The 13343-nt window shown below is 42.9% G+C and carries 8 protein-coding genes; 4 read left to right on the top strand and 4 right to left on the bottom strand.

Annotated features, from left to right (window positions below):
• The first annotated feature begins 73 nt into the window (after positions 1-73).
• Both NMG48_RS06005 and NMG48_RS06000 read left to right on the top strand, forming a co-directional pair.
• Complete coding sequence (locus tag NMG48_RS06005; RefSeq protein WP_271254408.1) at positions 74-1918, top strand: iron uptake porin; 1845 nt, start codon at positions 74-76, stop codon at positions 1916-1918.
• Positions 1919-2316: 398 nt separating this feature from the next.
• Entirely contained in the window at positions 2317-3693 is a 1377-nt protein-coding gene (locus tag NMG48_RS06000; RefSeq protein ID WP_271254407.1) for a hypothetical protein, read from the top strand.
• 134 nt (positions 3694-3827) lie between these two features.
• Here NMG48_RS06000 and NMG48_RS05995 read toward each other — a convergent pair whose 3' ends face one another.
• The 4 genes from NMG48_RS05995 to NMG48_RS05980 form a co-directional block, all read right to left on the bottom strand.
• Positions 3828-5213: a DUF2330 domain-containing protein gene (locus NMG48_RS05995; RefSeq protein WP_271254406.1), complete on the bottom strand. Its 1386-nt coding sequence runs from the start codon at positions 5211-5213 to the stop codon at positions 3828-3830.
• Between the two features lie 220 nt (positions 5214-5433).
• On the bottom strand, positions 5434-6309 hold the full coding sequence (locus tag NMG48_RS05990; protein WP_345961246.1) for an RnfABCDGE type electron transport complex subunit D: 876 nt from the start codon (positions 6307-6309) through the stop codon (positions 5434-5436).
• A gap of 178 nt (positions 6310-6487) precedes the next feature.
• Positions 6488-6973 (bottom strand): allophycocyanin subunit alpha-B, encoded by a 486-nt coding sequence (locus NMG48_RS05985; protein WP_271255245.1) that lies wholly within the window; start codon positions 6971-6973, stop codon positions 6488-6490.
• Positions 6974-7193: 220 nt separating this feature from the next.
• Positions 7194-9542 (bottom strand): transglutaminase TgpA family protein, encoded by a 2349-nt coding sequence (locus NMG48_RS05980; protein WP_271254404.1) that lies wholly within the window; start codon positions 9540-9542, stop codon positions 7194-7196.
• A 424-nt stretch (positions 9543-9966) separates the two neighbouring features.
• Between NMG48_RS05980 and NMG48_RS05975 the strand changes: the two genes are divergently transcribed.
• Positions 9967-11931 carry a sensor histidine kinase gene (locus NMG48_RS05975; protein ID WP_271254403.1) on the top strand — a complete coding sequence of 655 codons (1965 nt, stop codon included), beginning with the start codon at positions 9967-9969 and terminating at the stop codon, positions 11929-11931.
• Between the two features lie 300 nt (positions 11932-12231).
• Positions 12232-13293: a UDP-3-O-(3-hydroxymyristoyl)glucosamine N-acyltransferase gene (lpxD, locus tag NMG48_RS05970; protein ID WP_271254402.1), complete on the top strand. Its 1062-nt coding sequence runs from the start codon at positions 12232-12234 to the stop codon at positions 13291-13293.
• Positions 13294-13343: the final 50 nt, after the last annotated feature.

Below are 13343 nucleotides of genomic sequence, written 5' to 3'. Positions count from 1 at the left end.
ATATGTATAGAATGCAAACTAAGAAAGTTTTTAAAAACTTTTCATAAAGTGGCCACGTGAGGATTTTTTATTTATGACATTAATTCCCAAGTCGAAATCTGGTAGAGCAACTAAGCTGGCTGCCATAACCGCAACTGCGATCGCCACAACATTGGTTGGTAACGTTATAAGCTCTAGTGCTGCTCAAGCAGAAGCTCAAAGTAGTACCAACAAAGTTGTTAATGAATCTGAGTTAGTGCGATCGATCGGTAATGATCCGATGATCATGCCTATCAGTAACGAAACGCCAACATCAAACAACGCACCTATCAGTCCTAACGCCCAAATTATCCAAGCTGTTTCCGAATCAGGAACGATTAACGCTGCTCAACCTAGCGATAATCTAACGGCTCAGGGTGTTACCTCAGTCTCGCAACTGAGTGACGTTAAGCCTACAGACTGGGCATTTACAGCTTTGCAATCCCTCGTCGAACGCTATGGTTGTATTGCAGGTTACCCTGACCGTACTTTTCGTGGTAAGCAAGCAACCACCCGCTATGAATTTGCTGCGGGTTTAAATGCTTGTTTAGACAAAATCAATGAAATTATTTCTTCAGGGCTAGCCGATAAAGTTAGCAAAGAAGATCTTGCTACATTGCAAAAGCTACAGGAAGAATTTGCTGCTGAACTTGCCACCCTTAGAGGGCGTGTTGATGGACTAGAGGCAAAAACTGCGAAACTGGAAGCCCAGCAATTTTCAACGACTACTAAACTGTATGGTCAAGCGATTTTTGGATTGCAAAGCCGTTTACCTAATACTGGCAGCCTAACTCCCAGAGATGGCACCAAAAACACCCCTGACGATGCTACTAACCTCACCTTTGGCTATAACCTCCAACTGAGCTTGGTGACGCAGTTTGATAATCGCAGCATTTTGTTGACAGGCATCCAAGCAGGTAATGCGTCCACTGCTTCTACATCTTTTACTAACAACAATTTTCTTACTAATACCTACACCCGTCTGGGATATGAGCTTGATACAGGTAATACCTTCCAATTGAGTGATTTGTCCTATCGATTTTTAGTAGGCGATCGCCTTGCGGTAGTTATCGGTGCAGCAGGGGTTAGCCCATCTAGTGTATTTCGTGGTCCTAACCGCTATGAAAGTGCTGGACAAGGCCCCCTCTCTGCCTTTGCTCAGCGCAACCCGATCTTGAACTTCCCTGGACAAGCAGGGATTGGGTTTGACTGGCAAATCAGCGATAACTTCAGCTTGCAGGGGGTATATGCAGCTTCATTAGCCTCTGACCCCAACAATGGTCTAACAGGTGGTCCTTTTACCGCAGGTGTACAGCTTTCACTTACCCCCACTGATACCGTTGACCTTGCACTCTATTATCTCAATTCCTACAGTACTAATGCCAGCTTAAACACAGGTGTTGGCGATAATCTCATTGGACCAATTGGCGGTAGATTTTCCACCAATGCTTTTGGTGGTACTGTCTCGTGGCGTATTTCCCGCGCAGTGACTCTCGGAGGTTGGGCAGGTTATACCACTTCCGATGCTAGAGATGCCGTTCTTAGTGGCTCAGTCACCACATTTAACTGGATGGCATTTCTGAACTTCCCTGATCTGTTTGCTGAGGGCAACTTGGCTGGTATTTACGTGGGACAACCACCAAAAATTACCAGTAGCAACCTAACTGTTGGTGGCGTACCTTCATTGAATATCCCCAGTGCGATCGGCTTAACTGGTGTCACTCCAGGGGATTTTGGTGGACAACCTGCTAGCACAACTCATTTAGAGTTGTTTTATAGAATGCGGATAAGTGACAACATCAGCATTACCCCCGGATTGCTGTTTATCTTTAATCCTGTTCAAACCTCAGGTAGTGACACCATTACTGTTGGGGCGATTCGTACAACCTTCACTTTCTAAGACTCTGACCCTAAAAAACATGAAGAGTGTTGCTAAACGACACTTTTCATGTTTTTTGATTTGGATTTACCCCTTAAAATTCCATGAGATAGCTATTTGTGTCATGCTTTTCATGGCATGAATGGCACGAAACGGTAAGAATTGTCACGCAATTCTTACGATACTGACGATAAAACTTAATAGGTATTTTTTCAGATTGTGGATCTTTAGAAATATTAAGAAAACTTTTTGAAAATTTTGGGAACCATATAAATAGCTTAGTCGTCCAGTATGGCTAAAGACTCATTTGGGAACTATTTTTGAGATATTACGTCTCGATTCGCCTTGTTTGGCAAACAGAGTCTTACTTTCAGGATTATTTAGACATTAACCATAAATATTAAAGAGGGAAAGGAAAAATGCTAACTCGAATTAAGCGATATACATTCAACTTGGGGGCGATCGCGATTAGTTTACTAGGTGCATCTGCGATTGCTGCATCTCCATCACAGGCTCAAACTACCTCAGTACCAATTACAGGTGGTAATTTTTCGGTAAATGTAACTAGTGCAGGGGCAGTTACTAATCCTACTGGTGCAGGTATCACTGTTTTAACCCCAGTAGGGACTGCTCAAATTACGAGCCTAACTGGAACTACAGCGACGACGACAACACTTTCCGCCAATGGAGCCTTTGATATTCAAGGTACTTCTACTAATGGCTCGGTTAACTTTGACGATGGTAGAACTGCTAATTTTACCAATGCCCAAAGTACAATCAAGGGCAGTATTGATAAAGTTAATAATGCTGCCCCCACTGGCACGCAGGTCTCAGCATTAGGTGCACCTGCAACAGTGACAGGGTCAATCAAGACAGGTTCTTCGATTCAAGTACCAACATCAAGCATATCCGCTTTACCTGCTAATACAGTCATTGTCCCCATTACAGGTGGAACCTTTGACGTAACTCGTTTTGCAAGTACCACAGTTGTCAACAATAACCCAACAACCGTTCTCACTCCCTACGGCACGGCACAGCTCACTAAGTTTGAATATGCTACGCTTGACAATCTGAATGGAACTAACGTATTCAACGTTAATGATGAAGTGCGTGGAACCGCTTTAGCTTCTGGTTCAATCCCTAATAAAGTTAGCTCTTTCACCAATGCTAAGGCTGCTGTGATTGGGACTGTTACAACTGCCGCTAACAACAGCAATGGGTCTGTTAGCCTAAAAGGTAATATCACCAGTGGAAATCTGATTGTTCCCTCTTCTAGCACTACCACTTTGCCTCCAGTTAGTAGCGAAACGATTCTGATTCTGCTAAACAATCGTCAACTGTTTAAGCTGATCGGCTTGAGTCCAAGTCTACTAGCCCCTGGCAAGTCTAAATTCCTACTTGTACTAGCCAACAATTCAAGTTTGCTGAAGTATGTAGAGTCAAGAGGTTCTGAATTAGAATCCAGCGATCTAATATCCTTGGGTAATTTCAATGTTGTAGACAAATTTGTTTTCGTCAATTTCCAGAAGAAGAATGCTTATTACTTCAGCGAAGTTTCATTCCAAGCTTTATTGACTGCTCTTAGAAATTCTACTAGCAACACTTCTAGCAATACATCTACTAACACCTCAAACAACACTTCCAGTAATACATCTACTAACACATCTACCAACACCTCCACTAACACAACAACAACGACAACGAATCAAGTTGTGAGAGTTGTGTTTGTTGGTTTACCTAGCCGCCTATTTCCTGGATTTGGCACGATCGCCAAAATTGAACGTCGTGATGACTAAATCTCCCTATGAGATCTAGAACCAACGTGAGTTTGATATAGCCATTTGTACTGTGCTGTGCAAGGTGCAAAGACAATGAAATCAAGCAATATAGGCGGCACAAAGTGCCGCCTATATTGCTTGATTTCGGCAGCCTATTTCCAGATATTTTCCCAGAAAGGAGTTTCTACAGGATCAGGCAGACTAGAGAGATTCATCTTGCGGCGAATATCGGCAATATTCCAACCTGTTAAACTAGCGAGGGTTTGGGCTTCTTTTTCAAAGCGTGGACGTAATGATTTCTGATATTCTTGACCTGCATCACAGCTTGTCTCACCTTTAAATGGATGGCGCAACACATAGCGACCTTGGAAAGATTCTTGATTAGAGGTTTCCTTAAAAGTCAAGTCTTCAGGGAATTTATCACGGTTATAGCGGATATGTAGGCGCGTAATGAAAACTCGTCCATCATTTGGAGGAAAGATTGGACGAATCCGCCGACTTGAGGGCTGATTAGAATTTGGGGAATCCAGCCAAAATACACCTGCTTTGCGAAGTTCTTCCTGCGAAAGTGGCTCAGCCGAACAGGGGTCACAACTTGACATATCCCATGCATATTCTAAGAAGGCGACCTTGCGTCCTTCTTTGTTATAGGAAGTCTTGAACATGGACTTATAGAATTCGCCAAATTCATTCTTCACATAGACAGGAATATCATTACCCGATGGGACTTTAATCGTGCGATAGTTGGCGACCTCAGCTTGACCTTTGGGCGAGAGAATATAAACCAACAAATCTTGATCGCCATTGGCATTTAGCATCCCTAAACGAATAGGTAGCATGAACTTCGGCGATTCGTATGCCATCATCAGAGGACGGAGAACCTGCGAACCTGTTTTGTTCAATTCGGCAATATTCACCTTTGCCACAAAGAACTTCATGTTTTGGCGAATATAGGGCTGAAGTAATTCTTTTGCACCTTGGGGGATTTTGTAATCATTATCAATTAACCAAGCTTCTAAACCATCGGATTCCTTAGCACTGAGAATGAGAATGTCATATTCGCCGACCGAAAACTTTGCTTCAATCGTAACTTGATAATTATCACGACGTGCTTTTGCTTCCGTCATTGGCGCAGCCGCTCTTGTTGCCCCTGTTATGCCTATTCGGTCATAGGCTTCATATCTTGCACAGGGATCGGAGTCAAAATATTCCACTAGGCGAGGGGCGCTAAAGGAATCAAGGCGATCGATGATTTTCTGTTCACCAATACGAACTTGCTTTTCTTTCAGTAATACTGGCACTGGCACAACGAGAGCGAAGTCCTTCACATCACCTTGATAGTCATTCGCCATCGTCAAAACCGTGCGCTTGCCATCACGGGCAATCACCACCTGCGAAGCCTTGTTAAAGAGACTGGCATCAGCTTGGGATACATAAAATCCACAAAAGGCAAATACCGCAGGAGAATAGGCAAAGACAACTAAACAGGCAAGGGTGGTACTGATGAGTACACGCATCCAATTCAAAAAGCGTTTCATAATGTTGATAATTGCTAGAAAGACTAAATGGGTTTCTAAAATCTACTAACAAGGGGATTAAGAGCGTGTTTGAGAAGTTTTTACCCCCTCTAACTCCCCCTTACAAAGGGGGAGGATTTGAGTTCCCCCCTTTGTAAGGGGGGATTAAGGGGGGTAAAAACAGAAATTTATACTAAATAGGATGCTTCTCAAATACGCTCTAAGTCCCTTGAATGTTCATTTAGGTCTGAATGCTAAAGCGTCTTGGCAACCATTGAAATCTCGGCGCATTCCATAGGCGATCGCATAAAACCGTAAGTGGTGAGATCAGAAATAACGCATAAAACATCGCATCCGCATTAAAGAACACATTGCGGAAAATGAAAGCTAAAACCGCGATCGCTACTGCCCAAATTAATCTGGCAATCTTGGCATTGGGAATGGAACGCGGATCGGTGATCATAAACAGCGCAAACAGCAACAAAGAGCCACTAGTCAAACGATGGGCTAGCACATCCCAAGTCCAGCCCAGCCAGAGATTGCGTAATCCTTCTAATAGGGAATAGGCAACTAAAAACATGAAGCTCGTATCCCAACGCCCAACTTTTTTGAGAACGATGCCACCTAAACCAAGAAATATCAAAGCGTATAAACTATCTTCGCCCCATTGTCCGTTAGAAACCCATGCGTGATTGTCCCAAACAAAACTATCCAGCAACAAAACAACCACAATCCCAAAATTTGCGGGATTAAACCAATGCTTGCCATTGGTACGAAAAATAAATTTGCTAGCGATCGCCAAAAATGACGCACAGGCGATCGCGCCATAGCTATCAGAGCGTAGTAATAGACTTAATCCTAAAGCTGTAATCGTGGCACTCTTAAGCGATAACCAGCGTTCCTGTTTGGATGCTTCTGGTGGAAATAGGCTAACCATAGCTATTTGCGTGAGCCAACAGGTCACAAAGGTCAGCGCGATCGCCATTGGTTTCAGTGACCAATCGCGAGTACTCACACCTAAAATCAAAAATACAGATAGAAAAAGAATTTGATAATCGCGAGCATCTTTGAAAAGACTGGTGCTAACTGCGAAAAATCTGGAAAGCGATCGCGGCATCGCGAAAGGCAACTTCAATGACTGCATAGCTTTCTGATCAACAATAAAGTTTGCATCAGTATAGCCACTCAAATATTAGGAATGTTGACTGTTGCAATTTTTGTAACGATCACTCGCAATCTTATCTCTTAATGATTTCTCAAATAAGAAAGGGGTGCAACGCACCCCTTTCTTATTTCTAGGATAAAGCCTGAATGATATAGTCGAAATAAGGCTCAGCGGTGTCAGCATCTTCTTTGCTCAACAATGCGAGAGACGCATTTTTGAGAGCGCGAACTGCATCAGCCATACCAACCAAAGGAACACCGAGAGAGTTATACATTTCACGAGCGCCAATGATCCCGATTTGCTCAATCGGCTCTTTGTCACCTGCCAAGACCCCGTAGGTAACGAGGCGAATGTACCAAGTGAAGTCTCTTAGGCACTGGTTGCGTTGTTTCTGACCATAGGCATTACCACCAGGAGAGATGTAGTCGGGGTGGATTCTAAATAGTTCTGTGGTCGCTTTCTTGACGATTTTATCTTCGCTTTCTGCCAAGACTGTGGCAATCCTCACTCTTTGAGCGCCAGTAGCGAGAAAGTTCTTCACACTTTGCAACTCAGCAATGCTGGGATAACGAAGTTCTTCGTCGGCTCTTTCTAAAACTTGAATAACTACACTCATGATTAAAATAGGAAATTTAATATATTCGCCATCTAGTCTACCAAAAGCGGTGGATGAGCTAAGACTTTGTAATAAAATCACAAATCTTCACGTAACTTTACAGCGCAAAGAGCTGCGATAAAGGGGAAAGATTTTTTTGAAAAGCTTGTAAAGTAAGCTTTTCAAAAAATGTTTAGCTCTAGCAGACTCTAAATAGGACTGTATAAGAATAGTTACAATTTTAAAGCTTAGATTTTAGTTGCTTCAGTAGCATTTGTAGCTCTGTATCTAAACTGTAATCACTATGACGATCGCCATAGCGCCAGTCTTGATAAATCTGAGTAATTTGAGCGATCGCGGAAGCCTGTTGTACTGAGACGCGATCGCGCAGACTTGCTACATATTCTTGAGGGGTTTGTTGGGGAGCTTTGGGATTACCTTGTTCGGCGAGCCATTGCAACATTTGTTGATAGGTACGCTGTGGGAGTGGCATCCTTTGTAAACGACTCACTCGCCACCACCAGATCATCAATTGCCATAATGCCCAGACACCGATACTCAGACCAAAGGCGATCGCTAAACTAAAGGCTAATCCGACCCAACCCATTTCGATCAACCAATTAATCACACCACCGATAAACTTACCAATACTGTCAAATAAGTTTGCAAAGAAATTATTGACGGGACTGGGTAAGAGATTGGCAATCCAACTCCAAAAGGTTTGGATTACGCCAAAGGTGCGATTGTTTTCAATCGATGGTGGAAATAGGGGACGACCAGGGACGGGATCAAAGGCAATCCAGCCATAGATGGGAAAAAACACTTCAACCACTGATTGCGTATCTGTATTTAGCACCTCGTATAGTCCTGTAAATGGATTGAATTTCCCTGAGGCAAAGCCAACTACATAACGGGTGGGAATACCAAGCGATCGCAACATCACCGCTAGAGTAGAAACAAAATGACTCTCTTCACCTCCCCCCTGTTCTACAAATTGGGATACAAGATCACCTTTAGATTCGTCAAAGTTGAGGTTTTTTACCACAAAGTTTTGCTTGATCCCCTGTGTGAGTTGCACTGCCAGATCGTAGGGATTATTGACGGTGATCGGTTTACCTTGGTCATCCTTAGCACTAACTAACAAGTTCATCGCCTTGTCGCGCACTTGTGGTGACAAATTGGAGGGGATTTGTAAATAATAGTTACGAATTGCTCGCGGGTAAGTATTGGGCATTTGCCGCAATATTTGAGGATTGCGTTCGGTCACATTTGATATGACGGTATAGGTCATATCTTCAGGTAATGGACCAGGTCCGCGAATCATTCCTTCTAGGTCAACATCTAACTCTTCGCTAGGGAAAAAGATCCGATTAGGGACAGCCGCCGCAGGGACAAGGTTAGGAAAGTTTTGAGAGGTAATGGTATAGGTTTGAACGACCTCTTGATAATTAACGGGTTTTACCGCTTTCTCCGAACCAATAAAGGCATAGGTGGGGATTGGTAAGAAAAACTCGTAGTTGAGGGGATTCCGTTTGATGGTGCGAAGTTGCTTAGGATCGTTACGCGAAATGCGCCAGCCTTTACCCGTAAATTCGTCGTATGCCATCACGCGCCAAAATAACTCTGCTTGCGATCGCACCCGCATCACTAACTCAGGTTTGCGTTTTTTGTTAAGTTGCTTAGCCCCCGACGAAGCCGTATCTATTTCAGGAGCAAATAGCGGTGGCAACGTATCCTGATCGTTATTATCGCCAGTACCACCAGTACCACCAGTACCACCAGTACCATTATTCCCAGATTGTCTTTGTTGATTTTGCTGTTGCCTATTTAAAATGCCCCCACGAGGAATTTCGCGCTGAATCGAAAGATTGACACTGACAGGAAAGTTGCGTAGCTGAAACCCTGGTAAACGAGGCAAAAAGGCAAATATAGTTAATCCCAAGACTAAAACGATCGCCAGTAATCCTAGTAGAGGTTTTGGGGAAACTCCCATCTTTTCAGGCTGGAAACTCTGAGTTTTTACGCCTAAACGCGATCGGTGATCAAGCAATAAAATCGGTAGTCCAACGATCAAAAAGCCAATTAGCCATAGGGCAAAGATCATCGTCTGGCTCAAGGTGGCAGCAACTGCCATCAAAATCAAGCCAATTACAATCGAATAGCCCAAGTCCTTGCGGCGTGGTAAGTCAAAACTATGCAATACCTGTAGCTGAATCAGCAATCTCGCTAACAATAGTTTGGTATCTTCAGCCATGCGTAAAAGGTCGTTGAGAAAAATTACCAGCATGGCAATCATCGTAATCGCAATGAATAACTTGACCAGTACATTGCGTTTGCGTCTGGCATACCATGCCCATACCGCGCCGATCGCACTGAGGGGAATTGCCCAAATACTGTTATTCGTACTTGCTACTGCATCGATCGCACCAATGCTGATAAATACAAAAACTTGCACCAGTACCCGCAACGGAATCGAGTCCTCAACCCCTTTGACTGTAAATTCTGAGGCTTGTCGCAATTTATCAAAGGCACTAGTCTTTGACCGAGGCTTTGACTGAGGATCTAATTGGGGCTGCCGAATCGTATCCATAAGCGCTGTAAAAAATTTAGAGGAGATGGCACACAAAGCACACCCCTCTACTCTAACGCGATCGCATGGTTTTCATTTCGCTATTTGTTTTTCTGCTTTCGACACAGAAGTAAATCATTGGGGATCGCTATCAGGGACAAAAACTGTGGCGCACGCTGCGCGTGCACCACAGTTTTTTTAGTAGATTAAAAAGGCTATATTCTTTTACACTATTGATTATTGATTTGTTATAAATTCTTTGATTTTTTATAGTGATCTCCAGTCATGTTAAGACTAAAACAAAAAACAAAAGAGAGTTACCGTGCTTTGCGCGGTAACTCTCTTTTGTTTTTATAGCTAATAACCTGTGGGGGGATGTTGGCTACTCAAGGGATGGTTGCTCTTGAGTATTGAATTACTAAATACTTCATGAGGCATAAATCCTATGCAGAGATCTCTAGTAACTGCAAGTACAAGCGATCGCCTATTTGTTCTTGAGCGTTTTGGCATATCTTCTATTGGTGCTAGATTATTTTTAGCTGTGATGCTCCCCTTTTGTATTGGATTAGCGGGCTTGGGGGTTGTACTGTACAAAAGTTTTGAGAATGACAAGTTACTCCACCTCAAAATAGATACAGATATTACCGTCAGGGAATTAGATGCCGAAATCCGCACCAGTGAAAGCTTTTTAAAGAGTCTCGTGGTGACAACTACGTTCTTACAAGATAGTGGAGAGCGATCTCCTACAGCCTATGAAAAATTAGTTGTGGCATTTATGGCTGCTCGTCCCAAGCTAATTACAGGCTTTGGAATTATGCAGCTTCCTCAAGGTTTAGTAGATCGGCAGTGGTTTGGCTCTTATATCGAAGAAACTCAACCCAACCGTGGAGTCACCTTATCCAATGATCCTAAATATAGTTTGGTCGAACTTTGGCAAGTGGATAAATATCCTGAACTGCAATACTACAAAGATGCAGTAAAGGCTAACCGTTACTTTTGGTCAAAACCATACATTAACGATGTTTATCCCATTCCATTAATGACTTTCTCAGGACCTATTCGCGATCGCAATGGCAACTTGATTGCGGTGATGAATGGTGACATTAATATTCGGGATCTCAGTAGTAATAGTCGCAGTGACTTAAGCAATAATGATTACACAGCCCTAGTTACAGAAGATGGAACCTTCCTTAGTTATACTCCCGATTCTACTAAAGCATCTAAATTAGAAAATATTGAGTCGATTCCTACTTTAAAGTCTGTTTGGAAGGATATACGCCAAGAAATATTGCAGGGAAAGTCTCAAGGTTATTTACGATCAGATTTAACTAAAAGTTATTGGGTTTATCAAAAAGTGCCTAGCACTGATTGGATTATGCTCAAAGCTGTTTCCTATAGAGATGTGATTAAACCTGCTCTATTGATTTCCCTTAGCGCAACCTTCTCTGCTGGAACTATCTTGTCGATCGTGATTTTTCTATTTGTACGTTCTCTCAATCGGCGATTAAAGCCGATTTTGGATGTTTGTGATGCCACTCTATCGGATGAAGAAACGCCAATTCACTCCGATGATGAAATCAATCATTTATCGAATGCATTTTTTAGCATGATCAAGCGTCAAAATAGTCTTTTGGAGCAGTTAAAACTAACTAACAACCATTTGATTGAGTCAAATCGTCTTAAAGATAGTTTTCTGGCGAATATGAGCCATGAGTTGCGTACTCCTCTAAATGCGATCTTGGGTTTGAACGAGGGATTGCAGGAAGAGATTTTTGGGGAATTAAATGAGAAACAACTGAGCGTATTACAGACTATTGAGGTTAGCAGCAACCATTTATTAAATTTGATCAATGATATCTTAGACCTAGCTAAAATAGAGTCTGAGCAAATCAAGCTGGATTATAAACCAACATCAATTAGTCTCCTCTGTGAAACTAGTTTGACATTTGTGAGTCAACAAGCACTTCAAAAGCGCATTCAGATCAGTTGTGTTTTGGATGATGATCTTCCAGAATTGCTAATAGATGAGCGGCGAATCCTTCAAGTATTAATTAATTTACTCAATAATGCGGTCAAGTTTACTCCAGAGGGTGGCAATATTACCTTAGAAGTTCGGAATCAGGAATCTGATTCTTGTATTCTATTTTCAATCACTGATACAGGTATTGGCATTTCTCCAGAAAATATTAAAAAGCTTTTTCAACCCTTTATTCAAATCGATGGCAGCTTAAATCGCCAATATGAAGGAACTGGTTTAGGCTTAGCTTTAGCTAAAAGGATTGTCGAGCTACACAATGGCAAGATCGGGCTAACCAGTACGCTAGGAGTTGGTAGCTGTTTTACAATCGAACTTCCATATCTGCAAAAGGAATCGTTACCTGAATTGTTAAGTAACGTCAGTTCAGGTTAAGCTGGCACATTTTAAAAGCCCAAAAGCAAAAGCTTTGCGTAGCAAGGCTTTTGCTTTTGGGCTTTGAGAGAGAGTTTACTATGCAAACCCTCTCTCAAAGCCCATTTCAAATTATTCCGAACTCGCGTTAAATAGCTCAGCAGTAGTAAACCAAAGCTAGATTGATGTGCCGACCATCATGCGATCGGCACATCAATCTGGAGAGGCGATCGCTAATAAGTTTAGTTACTGACTAAGCCCCTAGCTTTGGCACAATTAAGTATTATGGTAATCGCGCATTCTTGATATGACATCAGATCCATGACCCAAATAATTTCTTTCAAACTGTCCGAACTCGCAGCCGAGTTTGCTGCCACCCTGCCCGAATGTAAATTTGAATCCGATGGTACTGATCCGATCATTACAGGTGTAGCTGCAATCGATAAGGCACAGGCTGGAGAAATTACCTTTGTGTCCTCATCTAAATTTGTTGCTCGTCTCAAGGATACTCAAGCTAGCGCTGTGATTCTTGATCAAAAAACGCCATCACCTTTGCCCTGCATCCGTACCACCTATCCCCGTATTCTTTTTGCTAAGGTTCTCGAAAAGTTTTATCAACCGCCTACTCCTCCCGTTGGTATCCATCCTACAGCAATCTTGGGTGAGGGGGTGGAGCTAGGAACCAATGTGGCGATCGCTCCCTATGTTGTAATTAGCGATCGCGTCAAAATTGGTGATAATGCCACGATTTATCCCCATGTCACAATTTATAACGATGTTGTAATTGGGGCAAATACAACTATTCATGCGAATTGTGTAATTGGCGATCGCACGCAAATCGGTGCAAATTGTCTATTCCATCCCAGTACTGTGCTAGGTGGTGATGGCTTTGGTTTCGAGATCTCGCCCAATGGCACTTGGTACAAGGTTCCGCAAATCGGTCATGTGATCATCGAGGATAATGTCGAACTTGGTTGTTCCTGTGCCGTTGACCGTCCCGCCGTGGGTGTAACCATCATTCATAAAGGAGTAAAGCTAGATAACTTCGTACAGATTGGACATGGGGTAGAAGTGGGAGCGCATTCTGTTCTAGCTGCACAGGTAGGATTAGCAGGGGGTGTTACCCTCGGTCATCATGTGGTCATGGCAGGACAGGTGGGTGCAGCTAATCATATTCATATCGGTGATGGTGCAATCATCGGGGCAAAGTCGGGCATTGCTGGTGATGTATCCGCAGGTGTGACGATGATGGGGTATCCTGTCGTTCCCGAAAAGGACTGGAAACGCATTGTTATTTCTGAGCGTCAACTTCCTGATTTACTGCACACGGTTCGCAAATTAGAAAAGAGAATTGCGGAACTAGAGGCAAAGCTTGGGGAATAACAAAGTGAGGAGGAGTTAGAGCTATGCCCTAACTCCTCATTTTGTGATTG

Source organism: Pseudanabaena sp. Chao 1811, assembly GCF_027942295.1.
In the GTDB taxonomy this organism is placed as follows: domain Bacteria; phylum Cyanobacteriota; class Cyanobacteriia; order Pseudanabaenales; family Pseudanabaenaceae; genus Pseudanabaena.
The sequence above is the reverse complement of the archived record's forward strand: the minus strand, read 5'-3'. Positions and strand labels throughout refer to the sequence as shown.